The 16,141-nt window shown below is 70.2% G+C and carries 15 protein-coding genes and 1 other RNA gene; 13 read left to right on the top strand and 3 right to left on the bottom strand.

The genetic code is table 11. The features are described from left to right. Positions 1-50: 50 nt before the first annotated feature. The 5 genes from ftsX (at position 51) to NI17_RS15265 (ending at position 4,638) form a co-directional block, all read left to right on the top strand. Positions 51-959 (top strand): permease-like cell division protein FtsX, encoded by a 909-nt coding sequence (gene ftsX, locus NI17_RS15285; protein ID WP_068692156.1) that lies wholly within the window; start codon positions 51-53, stop codon positions 957-959. 29 nt (positions 960-988) lie between these two features. Then, positions 989-1,453, top strand: a complete 465-nt coding sequence (gene smpB, locus NI17_RS15280) for an SsrA-binding protein SmpB (protein WP_068692160.1) — start codon at positions 989-991, stop codon at positions 1,451-1,453. A gap of 13 nt (positions 1,454-1,466) precedes the next feature. Beyond that, positions 1,467-3,398 carry a penicillin-binding transpeptidase domain-containing protein gene (locus NI17_RS15275; protein ID WP_068692162.1) on the top strand — a complete coding sequence of 644 codons (1,932 nt, stop codon included), beginning with the start codon at positions 1,467-1,469 and terminating at the stop codon, positions 3,396-3,398. A 408-nt stretch (positions 3,399-3,806) separates the two neighbouring features. Next, positions 3,807-4,176: a transfer-messenger RNA gene (ssrA, locus tag NI17_RS15270) on the top strand. A gap of 165 nt (positions 4,177-4,341) precedes the next feature. Next, positions 4,342-4,638: an MTH1187 family thiamine-binding protein gene (locus NI17_RS15265; protein ID WP_084012669.1), complete on the top strand. Its 297-nt coding sequence runs from the start codon at positions 4,342-4,344 to the stop codon at positions 4,636-4,638. 19 nt (positions 4,639-4,657) lie between these two features. Here NI17_RS15265 and NI17_RS15260 read toward each other — a convergent pair whose 3' ends face one another. Together NI17_RS15260 and nagA are read right to left on the bottom strand one after the other, a co-directional pair. After that, entirely contained in the window at positions 4,658-4,975 is a 318-nt protein-coding gene (locus NI17_RS15260; RefSeq protein ID WP_068692163.1) for a hypothetical protein, read from the bottom strand. 128 nt (positions 4,976-5,103) lie between these two features. Continuing rightward, entirely contained in the window at positions 5,104-6,237 is a 1,134-nt protein-coding gene (gene nagA / locus NI17_RS15255) for an N-acetylglucosamine-6-phosphate deacetylase (RefSeq protein ID WP_068692164.1), read from the bottom strand. 386 nt (positions 6,238-6,623) lie between these two features. On the opposite strand from nagA, the gene NI17_RS15250 reads away from it, so the two are divergent. The 5 genes from NI17_RS15250 (at position 6,624) to NI17_RS15230 (ending at position 11,589) form a co-directional block, all read left to right on the top strand. Beyond that, positions 6,624-7,142 carry an NADPH-dependent FMN reductase gene (locus tag NI17_RS15250; RefSeq protein ID WP_068692166.1) on the top strand — a complete coding sequence of 173 codons (519 nt, stop codon included), beginning with the start codon at positions 6,624-6,626 and terminating at the stop codon, positions 7,140-7,142. A 135-nt stretch (positions 7,143-7,277) separates the two neighbouring features. Next, complete coding sequence (locus tag NI17_RS15245; protein ID WP_068692168.1) at positions 7,278-7,574, top strand: hypothetical protein; 297 nt, start codon at positions 7,278-7,280, stop codon at positions 7,572-7,574. A gap of 46 nt (positions 7,575-7,620) precedes the next feature. Beyond that, a complete protein-coding gene (locus NI17_RS15240; RefSeq protein WP_068692170.1) occupies positions 7,621-8,064 on the top strand; it encodes a (deoxy)nucleoside triphosphate pyrophosphohydrolase in 444 nt (147 codons plus the stop codon). 124 nt (positions 8,065-8,188) lie between these two features. Next, positions 8,189-10,078: a translational GTPase TypA gene (gene typA / locus NI17_RS15235; protein WP_068692176.1), complete on the top strand. Its 1,890-nt coding sequence runs from the start codon at positions 8,189-8,191 to the stop codon at positions 10,076-10,078. Between the two features lie 329 nt (positions 10,079-10,407). Next, the gene (locus NI17_RS15230) at positions 10,408-11,589 is read left to right on the top strand and encodes an FAD-dependent monooxygenase (protein WP_068692177.1); all 1,182 of its coding nucleotides are present in this window, start codon (positions 10,408-10,410) and stop codon (positions 11,587-11,589) included. A gap of 9 nt (positions 11,590-11,598) precedes the next feature. On the opposite strand, the gene NI17_RS15225 is transcribed toward NI17_RS15230, so the two are convergent. Then, positions 11,599-12,552: a LysR family transcriptional regulator gene (locus NI17_RS15225; protein ID WP_068692179.1), complete on the bottom strand. Its 954-nt coding sequence runs from the start codon at positions 12,550-12,552 to the stop codon at positions 11,599-11,601. A 79-nt stretch (positions 12,553-12,631) separates the two neighbouring features. On the opposite strand from NI17_RS15225, the gene NI17_RS15220 reads away from it, so the two are divergent. The 3 genes from NI17_RS15220 to NI17_RS15210 are packed head-to-tail and all read left to right on the top strand — an operon-like array spanning position 12,632 to position 16,032. Then, positions 12,632-13,348 (top strand): succinate dehydrogenase cytochrome b subunit, encoded by a 717-nt coding sequence (locus NI17_RS15220; RefSeq protein ID WP_068692182.1) that lies wholly within the window; start codon positions 12,632-12,634, stop codon positions 13,346-13,348. Next, the gene (locus NI17_RS15215; RefSeq protein ID WP_068692183.1) at positions 13,349-15,289 is read left to right on the top strand and encodes a fumarate reductase/succinate dehydrogenase flavoprotein subunit; all 1,941 of its coding nucleotides are present in this window, start codon (positions 13,349-13,351) and stop codon (positions 15,287-15,289) included. It abuts the gene before it with no gap. Continuing rightward, entirely contained in the window at positions 15,286-16,032 is a 747-nt protein-coding gene (locus NI17_RS15210; RefSeq protein WP_068692184.1) for a succinate dehydrogenase/fumarate reductase iron-sulfur subunit, read from the top strand. Before NI17_RS15215 ends, NI17_RS15210 begins: the two co-directional genes overlap by 4 nt. The last annotated feature ends 109 nt before the right edge of the window (positions 16,033-16,141 follow it).

Raw genomic sequence — 16,141 nt, 5'->3', positions numbered from 1 at the left:
GCCCCGATCGAGTGGCGCGGAGCCCCACAAGGATGGACCTTTGACACATCATGCGCGCACAGTTCGTACTCTCTGAGATCTGGATCGGCCTGCGGCGAAATCTGACGATGACCATCGCGGTCATCACCACGGTCGCCATCTCGCTGGCCCTCTTCGGCGCCGGCATGCTGATCAACCAGCAGGTCAGCGCGATGCGGGGGTACTGGGACGAGCGGATCTCGATCACGATCTACCTGTGCACCGAGAGCTCGCCCAGCCAGCACTGCATCGAGAACGGGCCGGCGACCGACGAGGACCGCGCCTCCATCCAGGCGGACCTGGAGGGCATGCCCGAGGTGGCCAGTGTCGAGTACGTCGACCAGGCCGAGGCGTGGCAGGACTTCCAGAACCGCTTCTCCAACCGGCAGGCTCTTGTCGAGGCCACCCAGGAAGGCGACATCCCCGACAACTTCCGCGTCCAGTTGGCCGACCCCTCGCAGTACGAGAAGGTCCAGGAGAGCGTCCAGAACCGGGCCGGCGTCGACATGGTCTCCAACGACAAGGACGTGCTCGACCGGTTCTTCGAACTGTTCGACGGCCTCAAGTGGGCGGCGCTGATCGTCTCCGTCGTCCAGTTGGCCGCCGCCGCGCTGCTGATCGGCAACACGATCCGCCTGTCGGCCTACAGCAGGCGCCGGGAGACCGGCATCATGCGGCTGGTGGGCGCCTCCAACTTCTACATCCAGCTCCCGTTCCTCCTCGAGGGCGCGATCTGCGGACTCATCGGCGGCATCATCGCCTCGGGCTTCATCGTCGCGACGAGGTTCTTCCTGCTGGACAAGATCCAGGACTGGTTCTACTCCGGCGTCCAGCTCGGCACGGGAGCGCTGCTCTCCGTCATCGGAATGTCCGTCATCCTGGGTGTGCTGCTCTGTACGATCGCCTCCTTCCTGACGCTGCGGCGGTACCTGCGCGTCTGAGGTGGGCAAGCCGAGAGGAGCAGGCAGACATGGCACGGGAAAAAGGGCAGAAGACCATCGCGCAGAACCGGCGCGCGCGGCACGACTACCACATCGAGGACACCTACGAGGCCGGTCTGGTCCTCACCGGGACCGAGGTCAAGTCGCTGCGCGCCGGACGCGCCTCGCTGGTGGACGGCTTCGCCCAGATCCGGGACGGCGAGGCCTGGCTGCACAACGTGCACATTCCCGAGTACACGCTGGGAACCTGGACGAACCACGCGGCGCGCCGTCCGCGTAAGCTCCTGCTGCACCGGGAGCAGATCGCCAAACTGAACGCCAAGACCCAGGAGTCGGGGCGCACCCTGGTGCCGCTGTCGCTCTACTTCCGCGACGGGCGCGCCAAGGTCGAGATCGCTCTGGCCCGAGGCAAGCGCGAGTACGACAAACGCCGCGACATCGCCGAACGCGAGGCGAAGCGCGACATCGAGAGAGCTCTGCGTCGCAGGCGTTGAAAGGAAGAACAGGTTGCCCCCCCGAAACAACCTCCGTCGATTCCTTGCCGCGGCCACGGGACTCCTCGTGGCCGCGGGCGCCGCGGCCTGCGCCGCGGAGCCGAGCCCCGAGGTGGCCGTCCGGAACTTCCTGCTGAACTGGCAGGAGGGCGACTACGAGGCCGCAGCCCGGCACACCAACGGTGACAGCGCCGAGGTCGCCGAGGCGCTCCGGCAGGCCCACGACCAGCTCGACCTGGCGGCCCTGCGGTTGACCCTCAGGCCCATCGAGATGGTCGGGGACACGGCGACGGCCGAGTTCGCGGCGGAGGCCGACCTCGGTATCGGTGACCCGGTGTGGCGCTACACGGGTGCCATCCCGCTGGCCCGCACCTCCGGCGGGTGGGCCATCGACTGGTCGCCCTCGGTCATCCATCCGGAACTGGGGGACGGTGAGCGGCTCGCCGTCACCTACGACGTGCCCGACCGCGGTCAGATCTACGACCGCGACGGCGCCCCGCTGGTCGGCGAGACCGAGGTCACCGCGTTCGGGGTGCGCCCCGCCGACATGCGGGACATGACCGAGGGAGTCAGCAGCCTCGCCGAACTGCTCGAGGAGGACCCCGAGCCGCTGCTCAACCGGGTCCGCTCGGCGCCGCCCGAGGAGTTCCAGCCGCTGGTCCTCAAACGCACGGAGGACGTCTCCGACGCGCTCCTGGACGAGGTCGCCGAGATCCCCGGGGCGCAGACCGAGCAGCGCAGGATGCCGCTCACCCCGGGCATGGCCGCCGCGGTCGTCGGCGAGGTCGCCGGAACCGCCGAGCACAAGGTCTCCAACCGCGTCTCGGGCCCCTACCAGGCGGGTGACACCGTGGGGTTGAGCGGACTGCAGAGCAGCTTCCAGCAGCGGCTCGCGGGTACCGCCACCACCAGGATCGTCACGCTCGACGCCGGTGGCGAGGAGACCGGGGTCCTGGAGACCTGGACGGGGGTCGAGAGCGGCTCGCTGACCACCACCATCGACAGCACGGTACAGGAGGTCGCGGAGCAGTCCCTGGCCACGATCAACGGCACCGCCTACCTGGTGGCGGTGGACGCGCGCTCCGGTGAGATCCTCGCCTCGGCCGAGCAGCCCCGCGGGACCGCCAACGACGGCGCGTTCACCAAGCAGTACCGGCCGGGTGAGGCGTTCACGATCGTCTCGGCGGCGGCGATGCTGGGCGGGGGCGACATCACCGCCGACACCACCGCCACGTGCGCGCAGGAGGCGACGGTCGGCGACCGGACCTTCACCAACCCCAACGGCAGCATGCTGCTGGGGGCCCCGGACCTGCGGACGAACTTCGCCTACAGTTGCACCACGGCGTTCGCCGAACTGGCGGGCAGGGTGAGCGTCGGCGCTCTGGCCGAGACCGCGGAGAAGTTCGGCATCGGCCAGCCCTGGCAACTGCCGGTCGCGGCCTTCCCCGGTGAGTTCACCGCGTCGGGGGACGAGGCGTCCATCGCCGCCGCGGTCGTGGGCGCCGACGGGGTCACGGTCAGCCCGCTGGGCATGGCCCTGGTGGCCGGGGCGGTGGCCGACGGTGAGTGGCACGCGCCCCGACTGGTCCGCCAGGAGGAGGACCAGGACGACGAGGCCGCCAGCGTCGCCGTGGACCCCGAGGTGCTGGAGCCGCTGCGCGACATGATGCTCGCCTCGGTACAGGAGGGCAGCGCCGCCCCGCTCAACATCAACTACACCAACCCGGTGCACGGCCAGACCGGGGTGGCCCGGCAGGAGATCGGTGGCTCGGAGAGGACCGTCCAGTGGTTCGTCGGCTACCAGGGGCACGTGGCCTTCGCGGTGGTCGTGGAGACCGACCCCTCGCACACCTACCAGTTCGCGGTGAACTCCGCACTGTCGTTCGTGCAGTTGCTGCCCGCCGACTACACCCAGCCCGCCGAGGGGAGCCAGGGGAACGCCTGACCGCCGCCCCGACGCCGGAGGGCCGTCCCCGCGGAGCCGCGGAGGGCGGCCCTCCGGCGTCGGGGATTTTCTCCCGGACGAGCAACCTTACCCGCCCCCACCTGCGTCTTCTACAGTGACTGGTCCGTGATGGGGGGTCGCGGATTGCAGTCCGAGACAGGACCTCGTCTCGGGGGAGGCCCTGTCGTCCGAGGCCGGCCCGACCCTGCCGGCCGCCCTCGCGGGCAGCGTTGATGGATCTCGTCCGCGCCCGCGGGGGCTTTTTCGGGCCGGAGGAATCCGGCCGGGAGATCCCGGACGGCGGGAATCATGTTGGCTCCCGGACTGTTGAACCAGTAGCCTGGGAAACAGCGGGGATCATCACGCTGGTCCCACTCGCGGGCTCACGGGCCCGTTGACAACTGCACAGGGGGTGATCGGTTTCGACTTCGGTGGTTGTTGTAGGGGAAGCGGGCCGAGGATGGCGGACGCAACCTCGTTAAACCGCGACCGCAAAACAATAAGTGCCAATTCCAAGCGCACTGAGCTCGCTCTCGCTGCCTAAGCGATAGCGACTCTGTCGGCCTGGGGGAGTCTCCGCCCCAGTGTCCGGCATCGTTGAGGAGACTCACCGGTCAGATCAGGCCACAGGGTCTGATCGGGACATTCATGTGGCTGGGCCTGTCGGCGACTTGTCTGCGTGAGCGCCGGGGCCGAGTAGAACGCTGAGCAGACTGCGCCCGGAGAAGCCCTGCTGCAGCACTGAAGGACGCGGGTTCGATTCCCGCCACCTCCACTCTCGACCGCGACGGTCGGTGCGTTCCGCACCGGCCGTCGCGTCGTTCTTCCAGGTGCCGGGGCCCGCCCCCGGACAGTTCTCCCCCGACCGGCCCCGGGAAGTCCCGGGGCGACTCGGCGGCCCGTCCGCCCCCGATCTCCCGGCGTCGGACCCTAGACTGGAGACATGATCGTCGCGTTCTCTGTGACTCCGATAGGTGTCGGTGATTCGGTGGCGCCCGCTGTCGCCCGTGCCGTGAAGGTGGTCCGCGACAGCGGACTGCCCAACCGCACCGACGCGATGTTCACCAGCGTCGAGGGTGACTGGGAGGAGGTCATGGACGTGGTCAGGCGCGCGGTCGAAGCCGCTGGCGAGGGCGCGTCGCGGATCAGCCTGGTGCTCAAGGCCGACATCCGCGAGGGTGTCACCGACGGCCTGACCCGCAAGGTCGAGGCTGTCGAGGCCGAACTGCGCGAACAGTGACCTGACCCGGCTCCGCCGGTCAGACCGGGGTCACGCCGAGCAGGCGGGCGGTCCGTTCGACGCTTCGGTCGAGATCGTCGCAGTCGCCCAGGTACATGCCGAACGACGTCACGAAGACGTGGCCGTTCTCGCGCCGCTCACAGGTGACGTCCTCGACGGCGAACTCGGACTCGGGATTGCTCACCCGCAGGAAGGGGCGGCCGTCCTCGAACACCCGCGCCCAGATCCCGTGCGGGGCGAGTGCCTCGGCCAGGCGGGCGAGGTGCCGTCGCTGGCTGGAACGGGCGAGCACCATCGCGGGGACTACGGTACGGGCGCTGCGTCGGGTGTAGACCATCGTGTTTCTGTCCTCACGGGCGGACCGGACTGATTCCTCTCCGCATTGTTGCCTCTGACGCCCGTGATGTCGCGGAAAGTAATCGCGACACGCCGTTGGGTAACCGACGGGGGTCGTGCGGTGCCGTCTCACGGAGGAAGGGGGCGCCCGCGGTGGTAGACGGTCCGGACGGACAGGTCCTCCTCCAGCACCAGGAGGTCGGCGCGGCACCCCGGCGCGAGAACGCCCACGTCGGTGAGGCGGAGTGCGGCGGCGGGGACCGCGCCGGCCGCGCGGACCGCCTCGACCGGAGGGACCCGCAGTTCGCGGACCGCCCGGCGGACCGCGTCGGTGAGCGTGATGGTGCTGCCGGCGATCGCTCCGGTGGTGGCCAGGCGGGCCGTGCCGCCCACGACGCGGACCCGCAGGCGGCCCAGGGTGTACTCGCCGTCCCCGAGCCCGGTCGCCGACATGGCGTCGGTGACGAGGGCCACCCGGGAGGCTCCGGCGGCGTTCCAGGCCATCCGGGCGGCCCCCGGGTGGACGTGCACGCCGTCGTTGACCAACTCCACCACCACCCGGTCGTCGGTGAGCGCCGCCACCACCGGCCCGGGGTCCCGGTGGTGGACCGGGCGCATCTGGTTGAACAGGTGCGTGGCCACGGTGGCTCCGGCGTCGAAGGCGGCGCGGGTCCGGTCGTAGTCGGCGTCGGTGTGGCCCACGGCCGCGACCACGCCTTCGGCCACGGCCGCGCGGACCAGGTCGAGCGCGCCCGGGAGTTCGGGCGCGAGCGTGATCATCGCGACGTGTCCCCGGCCGGCCGCGAGGATCCGCCGGAACTCGGCCGGGTCCGGGCGGCGCAGGAGCGCCGGGTCGTGCGCCCCGCACCTGCCGGGAGCCAGGTACGGGCCCTCCAGGTGGATTCCGGCCAGATCACCGGATTCGCACAGTTCGGCCAGTGCCGCCACCTGGCGCAGCGTCTCCTCGGGGGCGGCGGTCACCAGGCTGCCCACCAGGGTCGTCACGCCGTGCCTCCGGTGGGACTCGACGACGGCCAGCGCCCGTTCGGGGTCGCCGTCACCGAAGGACGCTCCGGCGCCGCCGTGGACGTGGATGTCGACGTAGCCGGGGGCGAGCAGGCGGCCGCCCAGGTCGACGGTCTCCGCCGCGCCGTGCGGCGCGGGACCCGAACCGATCTCGGCGATCCGCCCGTCCTCGACGCGCAGCCAGCCGTCGAGAATCCCGTCAGCGGTCACCATCTGCGCGTTTGTCAATGTGCTCATCAGACGGGGAATCTCCTGTGTCCTTCGTCACCTGATAACCCTGACAAAACCGTCGATCACGCATTGACGCGATCCCCGTGTCCACTCATCATGGTGTACATGTCCGCCGGTGAGCTGCTCGTCCAGCGCCTGCACGTCGATCTGCGACAGCAGGCGAGCGCGCTCTGTCGTAGTTAGCGCCAGTGGCGGGGCCGTCGCCCCCGCCGTCGTCGCGGTTTCCCTGCGCGCGCCAGAGCCCCCGGCCCACGCCCACGTCGATCCCCGGTGATCAGGAACGTGCGTGTCCCGCCGTGTCTGGGAGAACCGCCTTCCGCTGCTGTTTTTCCGACGATTCCTTCGCGCTACGTCCCCCGCGGCCCCGCGGCCGCATCCACCTGGAGATCACCATGACCCGCTTCACCGTGCTCGTCGCCGCCCCCCGGACCCGTTCCGCCCTGCGCGCCGCGGCCGTCCACACCGCCGACGCCATCGCCGCGCACACCGCTGTCACCGCGCACATCGACGTCATCGACCTCGCCGAACTGGGGCCGGCACTGCTCGCCGACACGGTCGAGGACGGCGTCGCGGACGCGCTCGCCGCGATCGCCGGCAGCGACGTGCTGATCGTGGCCACCCCGCAGGTGCACGGCAGCTACACCGGACTGCTCAAGGTCTTCCTGGACCGCCTTCCGGAGCTGGGGCTCTCCCACGTCATCGCGCTGCCGTTCGCGGTGGTGGACGACCTGCGCAACGGGCACAACATCGAGGGCGACCTGCGGGTGCTGCTGTCGGACCTGGGCGCGTGGGTGGCCGAGCCGGGACTGCTGCTGTCCGGCGCCGAACTCGCCCAGCCGCTGAGCGTCATCGACGCGTGGGCCGAGGTCGCCGCCCCCGCTCTGCGCCAGGCCCTCGCGGTGGCCGTCTGAGGGTACGGGCGGGCGCGCCCTTTCGGAAAAACCACCAGAATCCGGGATGTTTGCCGCAGTGGACCACGGGGGTATCACCAGTCCGGCACGCGAGTCGTGACCGTTCTGTGACTCAACCCGGAAAGGCATCCGTACGTGGGCACACTCTCCTGGATCACCCCCCATGCCCCGACCACCCCGGCGCAGGCGGTCGCCGCGCTGCACGACCACCTCTCGGCAGCCGGGCTGAACCGCCTCTACCGGGCCAGCCACCGCGGCGTCGCGGTGCTGTCGATCCGCAGGGGACTGACCGTCTGGTGCGTGAACGGACTCTTCCGCTGGACGGACGAGCGGGGAGCCAGGCTGACCCACCCGGCAGGGGACCCCGAGGGCGCGTCCCGCCGGATCTGCGACGCTGTCCGGGGCGGCCGGGGACTGCGCAGCGCGGCCTGAACCCGCGGGCGGACCGGCTGTCCCCCACGGGCGGTAGTGTCCCCCCATGACAGACTCGGAGACCCTGATCGTCGTCGGCGCCGCGATCATTCGGGGCGGCGCGGTCCTGGCCGCCCAGCGGGCCGAGCCCGCACACATGCGCGGGCGCTGGGAGTTTCCCGGAGGCAAGGTCGATCCCGGTGAGACCGAGGAGATCGCCCTGGTCCGCGAGTGCCGGGAGGAACTCGGCGTCGACGTCCGACCCCTGGGGCGCTTCGACCGCGAGGTCGACTTCCCCGCGCGCCCCGGCGCCCCGCGGGCCGTGCTGCGGCTGTGGACCGCCGAACTGCACGACGGCGAGCCCCGGCCGCTGGAGCACATGGCGCTGCGCTGGCTCACCGCCGACACCCTCACCGAGGTCGACTGGCTCCCCGCCGACCTGCCGTTCCTCGACGACGTCCGGATCGCCCTGAAACCGGACGGTGTTGCCGGCCCGCTCGGCAACAGATGAGAAGAGACCCGGTACACATCACTTGACCTGTGCGTTTTCCCGTCCGGGGGCGATCGCCGCATAAAATGGTGGATGGCCGCGGAAGTCGCGGTGTTTCCCCAACAGAAAAGATCGAGACTTTCGCATGCCCACCGTCACCCCCGCCGAAGGCACGGTTCGCCGCAGCGACCTGCGTAACGTCGCCATCGTGGCGCACGTCGACCACGGCAAGACCACGCTCGTGGACGCCATGCTCTGGCAGTCCGGGGCCTTCCGCGCCAACCAGGACGTCGACGAGCGCGTCATGGACTCCGGCGACCTCGAACGCGAGAAGGGCATCACCATTCTCGCCAAGAACACCGCGGTCCACTACACGACGCCCGAGGGCGAGGACGTCGTCATCAACATCATCGACACCCCCGGCCACGCCGACTTCGGCGGCGAGGTCGAACGCGGCCTGTCCATGGTGGACGGCGTGGTGCTGCTGGTGGACGCCAGCGAGGGGCCGCTGCCGCAGACCCGCTTCGTGCTGCGCAAGGCGCTGGCCGCCAAACTCCCGGTGATCCTGGTCATCAACAAGGTCGACCGTCCCGACAGCCGTATCGCCGAGGTCGTGGACGACACCTACGAACTCTTCATGGATCTCGACGCGACCGAGGAGCAGATCGACTTCCCGATCGTGTACGCGTGCGCGCGGGACGGCAGGGCGTCCCTGGAGCGTCCCGCCGACGGCAGCATCCCGGACAACGACAACCTCCAGCCGCTGTTCCGCACCATCCTCGACACCATCCCGGCGCCCGAGTACACCCCCGGCGCCCCTCTGCAGGCGCACGTGACCAACCTCGACGCCTCCCCCTTCCTGGGGCGTCTGGCGCTGTGCCGCATCCACCAGGGGGAGATCCGCAAGGGCCAGCAGGCGGCCTGGATCAGAAACGACGGCAGCGTCCAGCAGGTCAGGATCACCGAGCTGCTCATGACCGAGGCCCTGGAGCGCAAGCCCGCCGAACAGGCCGGTCCCGGCGACATCATCGCCATCGCGGGCATCCCCGAGATCATGATCGGCGAGACCCTCGCCGACCCCGAGGACCCGCGTCCGCTGCCGCCGATCACGGTGGACGAGCCCGCGATCTCCATGACCATCGGGACCAACACCTCTCCGCTGGTCGGCCGGGTCAAGGGCGCCAAGGTCACCGCACGGCTGGTCAAGGACCGCCTCGACCGCGAACTCGTCGGCAACGTGAGTCTGCGCGTCCTGCCCACCGACCGCCCCGACGCCTGGGAGGTGCAGGGGCGCGGCGAGCTGGCGCTGGCGATCCTGGTCGAGCAGATGCGCCGTGAGGGCTACGAGCTGACCGTCGGCAAGCCGCAGGTGGTCACCAAGGTCATCGACGGGGTGCTGCACGAACCCGTCGAGCGCCTCACCGTGGACGCCCCGGAGGAGTACCTGGGCGCCATCACCCAGCTGCTCAACGTCCGCAAGGGCCGCATGGAGAACATGACCAACCACGGCACCGGCTGGGTCCGGATGGACTGGGTCGTGCCCTCGCGCGGTCTGATCGGCTTCCGCACCGAGTTCCTCACCGAGACGCGGGGGACCGGAATCGCCCACCACGTCTTCGACGGTTTCGCGCCGTGGTCCGGTGAGCTGCGCACCCGCCCCACCGGGTCGCTGGTCGCCGACCGCAGCGGTCAGGCGACGGCCTACGCGATGTTCAACCTGCAGGAACGCGGAAGCCTGTTCGTGGAGCCGAGCACCGAGGTCTACGAGGGCATGGTCGTCGGCGAGAACTCGCGCGGCGACGACATGGACGTCAACATCACCAAGGAGCGCAAGCTCACCAACATGCGTTCCTCCACGGGCGAGGAGCTGGAGCGGCTGGTGCCGCCGCGTCGGCTCTCCCTGGAGCAGGCGCTGGAGTTCTGCCGCGAGGACGAGTGCGTGGAGGTCACGCCCGAGGCGGTGCGCATCCGCAAGGTCGTCCTCGACCAGAAGGAGCGCGCCCGCGCCCTCGCCCACCGCAAGCGCGCCAGGTGACGGGAGCCTGAGACGCCCCCACTCCAGGGGTCGTGGAACCTCGATCCCCGGGGTGGGGGGAAGCGTTGCGGGAGACCTCCGCCCGAGGGGGTGGGTCGGCGCTGGAGTGGGGAGGCGCCCCGGCGCCGACCCACCCGCGCCCCCACGTCCGACACCGGTCCTGCGACCGCATTCCGGACGGACGGGACGGACAAAACGGAAGAACACCAAATCCCCCACGGCGCATGGCTTTCTCACGGCCGCGGCCGTAGCCTGGTGGGTCGACACTCCCTTCCCGCCACCAGCCTGCGGGACACCACTTCGACGTGGCCGAGTATTAAGGACATCCCATGGCGCAGCCTCACGCGGTCATCATCGGTGGCGGCGTCGGCGGGCTCACCTCTGCCGCGGCTCTGCACGACAGGGGGTGGACCGTGACCGTCTGCGAGCGGGCGCCGTCGTTCGCCGCGGTCGACGTGGGCCTGGCGATCGCCCCCAACGGACTGCGCGCACTCGACTCGGTCGGTCTGGGCGACCTCCTGCGCGCGAGGGCCGTGCCGCAGGGCCGGACCGAGCTGCGCCGCGTCGACGGCCGCAGGCTCCTCCGCTTCGACGAGGCCGACCTGCGCAGGCGGTTCGGCGCGGAGGGGATGGTGGTCTCCCGCGCGGCGCTGGTCGAGGCGCTGCTCGGCAGGCTGCCCGCCACCACGGTCCACACCGGTGTCACCGTCACCGATGTGGAGGCGGGCGACATCCACGGACTCGCCAGGGTCCGCACGAACGCGGGGGAGCTCGCCGCCGACCTCGTGGTCGCCGCGGACGGCCTGCGGTCCGCGGTCCGCGACGCGCTCTTCCCCGACCACCCCGGTCCCGTCTACGCGGGGTTCACCACCTGGCGCTTCGTCGCCCCCGCCCCCGACCGGCCGTTCTCCCACGGGGAGACGTGGGGACGCGGCGCGGCGTTCGGGGTACTGCCGCTGCCGGGCGGCAGGGTGTACTGCTACGCCACCGCCAACGCCCCGGCCGGGCGGCGCGGCGCGGACGAGCGGGCCGAGCTGCTGCGCCTCATGGGCGAGTGGCACGATCCCGTCCCCTCGCTGCTGCGCTCGGTGGCGCCGCGGGCGCTGGTGCGCGCCGACGCCTGGCTCCTCGACACCCCGCTGCCCGCCTACCACCGGGGACGGATCGCGCTGGTGGGCGACGCCGCGCACGCCATGCCCCCCAACCTGGACCAGGGCGTCTGCCAGGCGATGGAGGACGCCGCGGTGCTGGCCCACCGCGCCAGCAGTTCCGCCGCCTACCTGCCGACCGCGCTGGCCTCCTACACCGACGCCCGGCTGGCCCGGACCAGCCATGTCGTACAGCGGATCGCGCAGCTCGCCGAACTCGTGCAGGCGGAGTCGCCGACGATGAGCCGGATGCGTGACATCGGCGTCAGGACCATGAGCCTGCTGGCCCCCCGCAGGTCGGTGTCGCGCTACCTGGGCTCGATCCTGGACTGGCAGCCGCCGGCGCGGACCGCGCTGCTGTGACCGCCCGCCTCACACCTCGTCCAGCTCCTCGGTCGGGGCGATGACCTCCAGGTCCTCGCCCAGTTCGGCCCTGGTGAGGGTGCCGAGATAGGCCATCAGCACCCGCCAGAAGGCCAGGGCGGTGCGCGAGGGGGAGACGTCCTTGCGGTGCGCCAGCGCGATGGTGCGCAGCAGCCGCGGCCTGGCCAGCGGGGTGCCGCGCAGGCCGGGGCGGTTGCGCAGCACCATGCTGGGCACCACCGCCACACCCAGGCCCGCCTCGACGAACCGCAGGACGGCGTCCATCTCCCCGCCCTCCACCGCCAGGCGGGGCTCGAAGCCCGCGGCGCGGCAGGCGTTCAGGGTCGCCTCGCGCACGTCGTAGCCCCGCCGGAACATCACGAGCGGCCGGTCGCGCAGGTCGGTGATGCGCATCGAGGCGCGGTCGGTGGGGGAGGGGCGGGCCTTCGAGCTGACCACGACCAGGCTCTCCCGCAGGATCGGCAGGGTCACGAACTCGGGGTCGCTGCTGTGCAGGGGCAGGATGATCAGGGCCAGGTCCAACTCCCCCCGGCCCAGGGCGCGGATGAGGTCGCGCGATCCCCCCTCCTCGACGTGCAGTTCGATTCCGGGGAAGCGGTCGTGGAACCGGGCCAGCGCGTCGGCGAGCAGTCCGGCGCACAGCGACGGGGTCGCGCCCAGCCGCACCCGGCCGCGACGCATCCCGGCGAGTTCCTGGACCTCGCGTCGGGCCGTCTCCAGGTCGGCGAGCATCCGTTGCGCAAGGGGGAGCAGCGCCTCACCGGCCGGAGTGAGTGTGATATTTCCCCGGGCTCGAATGAATAACGGCGCACCGAGTTCCTCCTCCAGGGCCCTGATCTGCTTGCTCAGACTGGGCTGGGCGACCCGGGAGATCTCGGCTGCGCGGGTGAAATGCCGGGTTTCGGCGACCGCGACGAAGTAGGCGAGTTGCTGGAACTGCACGCTCCATAGCCTACGGCTATGGTCACCAGCATTCCCATGACTTAGACGAACCTGTTAAGAAAGATCTAAAGTTCACATTGTGGCGAACAGTACCCTGACCAAGCAGCGATCGACGGCATTCAGGTCGACGGTGGCAGCCAAGGCCGCGATGGCGGTCACCGGCGCGATCCTGGTGTTGTTCCTGATCGCCCACATGTACGGCAACCTGATGATCTTCGGAGGCCAGGAGGTCTTCGACAACTACTCGCACCACCTGAGAGTGCTCGGCGAGCCGATGCTCCCGACCAACGGCTTCCTGTGGATCATGCGCGTCGCCCTGCTGGCGAGCGTCATCATCCACATGGTCGCGGCCTTCGCCCTGTGGCGGCGGGCGGGCCGGGCGACCGGCGGCAAGGGGTCGCGGCGCTACCACAGCAGCAAGAACCTGACGGGCGTGCAGCGCACCTACGCCTCCTTCACCCTGCGTTGGGGCGGCGTGGTCATCGCGCTCTTCGTGATCTACCACGTGCTCCACCTGACCACCAACCACATCGCACCGGGCGGGGCCTCCGAGAGCCCCTACGAGCGCGTCGTGAACGGCTTCGAGATCTGGTGGGTCGTCCTCCTCTACCTGATCGCCATGCTCGCGGTCGGCTTCCACCTGCGCCACGGACTGTGGAGCGCGATGCAGACCCTCGGCCGGAACAGGGCGCGGCGGCAGCAGACCATCAACTACGTGGTGTTGATCATCGCGACGGTCATCACGGTCGGGTTCCTCATTCCCCCGTTCTCCGTTCTCTTTGGGCTGGTGGGTTAGATGACCGAGCTTTACACCGAGGGCGCTCCGATCCGCGACGAGAAGGCCCCCGAGGGGCCGATCGCGGAGCGCTGGGACAAGCGGCGCTTCTCCGCGCGACTGGTCAACCCCGCGAACCGGCGCAAGCTGTCGGTCATCATCGTGGGCACCGGCCTGGCGGGCGCGTCCGCGGCGGCCACGCTGGGCGAGGCCGGATACAACATCAAGTCGTTCTGCTACCAGGACAGCCCGCGGCGCGCGCACAGCATCGCGGCCCAGGGCGGCATCAACGCGGCGAAGAACTACCGCAACGACGGCGACAGCATCTACCGGCTGTTCTACGACACCGTCAAGGGCGGCGACTACCGCTCCCGCGAGTCCAACGTCTACCGGCTGGCGCAGGTCAGCGTCGAGATCATCGACCAGTGCGTCGCCCAGGGCGTGCCCTTCGCCCGCGAGTACGGCGGTCTGCTCGACAACCGCTCCTTCGGCGGCGTGCAGGTCTCCCGCACCTTCTACGCCCGCGGCCAGACGGGGCAGCAGCTCCTGATCGGCGCCTACCAGGCGCTGGAGCGGCAGGTCGCGGCGGGCACGGTCGAGATGTACACCCGGCACGAGATGCTGGAGCTCATCGTCGCCGACGGCCGGGCGCGCGGCATCATCGTGCGCGACATGGTCACCGGTGAGATCGAGACGCACTTCGCCGACGCGGTGGTGCTCGCCACCGGCGGCTACGGCAACGTGTTCTTCCTGTCCACCAACGCGATGGGCAGCAACGTCACGGCCACCTGGCGGGCCCACCGCAAGGGCGCGCTCTTCGCCAACCCCTGCTACACGCAGATCCACCCGACCTGCATCCCGGTCAGCGGCTCCTACCAGTCCAAGCTGACCCTGATGAGTGAGTCTCTGCGCAACGACGGCCGGATCTGGGTGCCCAAGAAGATCGGGGACAAGCGCGACCCGCGCCAGATCCCCGAGGACGAGCGCGACTACTACCTGGAGCGCATGTACCCGGCCTTCGGCAACCTGGTGCCGCGCGACATCGCCTCGCGCGCCGCCAAGAAGGTCTGCGACGAGGAACGCGGCGTCGGCCCCGGCGGTCTGGGCGTCTACCTGGACTTCGCCGACGCCATCAAGCGACTGGGACGCCCGGCCGTCGAGGCCAAGTACGGCAACCTGTTCGACATGTACCAGCGCATCACCGGGGAGAACCCCTACGAGGTTCCGATGCGCATCTACCCGGCGGTGCACTACACCATGGGCGGCCTGTGGGTCGACTACGACCTGCAGAGCACCATCCCCGGCCTGTTCGTGACCGGTGAGGCCAACTTCTCCGACCACGGCGCCAACCGCCTGGGCGCGAGCGCGCTGATGCAGGGCCTGGCCGACGGCTACTTCGTGCTGCCCAACACCATCAACGACTACCTGGCCGACGGCCCCTTCGAGAAGCTCGACGAGAGCCACCCGGCGGCCAAGGAGGCGGCCGAGTCGGTGCGTTCGCGCGTCGACAAGCTGCTGTCCATCAACGGCAGCCGCACCGTCGACTCCTTCCACCGCGAACTCGGCCAGATCATGTGGGACTACTGCGGCATGGAGCGCACCGAGGAGGGCCTCAACAAGGCCATCGCGCGCATCCGCGAGCTGCGGGAGGAGTTCTGGCGCGACGTCAGGGTCACCGGCGTCAACGAGGAGCTCAACCAGACCCTGGAGCGGGCCAACCGGGTCGCCGACTTCTTCGAGCTGGCCGAGCTGATGTGCATCGACGCGCTGCACCGCCGCGAGTCCTGCGGCGGCCACTTCCGCGCCGAGAGCCAGACCGAGGACGGCGAAGCGCTGCGCCAAGACGACGAGTTCGCCTATGTCGCGGCGTGGGAGTTCACCGGAGTCGGTGAGCCCCCCGTGCTGCACAAGGAATCTCTGGAATACGAGTACGTCGAGATGAAGCAGCGGAGCTACAAGTGAACATCACCCTGCGCGTTTGGCGTCAGAAGAGCAGGGACGACGAGGGCCGGATGGTCACCTACGAGGTCAGGGACGTCAACCAGGACATGTCCTTCCTCGAGATGCTCGACGTCCTCAACGAGAAGCTCACACTCGAGGGTGAGGAGCCGATCGCGTTCGACCACGACTGCCGTGAGGGCATCTGCGGTGCCTGCGGCGTGGTGATCAACGGTGTCGCCCACGGCCCGGAGGTCACCACCACCTGCCAGCTGCACATGCGCAGCTTCTCCGACGGCGACGTCATCGACGTCGAGCCGTGGCGGGCCAAGGCGTTCCCGGTCATCAAGGACCTCGTGGTCGACCGCAGCGCCTTCGACCGCATCATCCAGGCGGGCGGCTACATCAGCGCGCCCACGGGAACCGCGCCGGACGCGCACGCCACCCCGGTGCCCAAGGCCGACGCGGACCGCGCGTTCGACGCCGCCACCTGCATCAGTTGCGGCGCGTGCGTGGCGGCCTGCCCGAACGCCTCGGCGATGCTGTTCACCGCGGCCAAGGTCACCCACCTGGGCATGCTCCCGCAGGGGCAGCCCGAGCGGGCCTCCCGCGTGGTGAAGATGGTCAACCAGCACGACGAGGAGGACTTCGGCGGCTGCACCAACATCGGTGAGTGCGCCGCGGTCTGCCCCAAGGGCATCCCGCTGGACACCATCTCCCAGCTCAACAACGACCTGCTGGGCGCCCTGGCGTCCGGCAGGCTGTAGGCGGCCGGGAAGTCCCGGACCGGGCCCGTCCCTCCCCGGAGGGGCGGGCCTTCGTCTTGGCCCGAGAGTCCCCGGCCCCGTGGGCGGGGGGATTCCGGAGACTCCGCTC

Source organism: Thermobifida halotolerans (assembly GCF_003574835.2).
Lineage (GTDB): Bacteria > Actinomycetota > Actinomycetes > Streptosporangiales > Streptosporangiaceae > Thermobifida > Thermobifida halotolerans.
The sequence above is the reverse complement of the archived record's forward strand: the minus strand, read 5'-3'. Positions and strand labels throughout refer to the sequence as shown.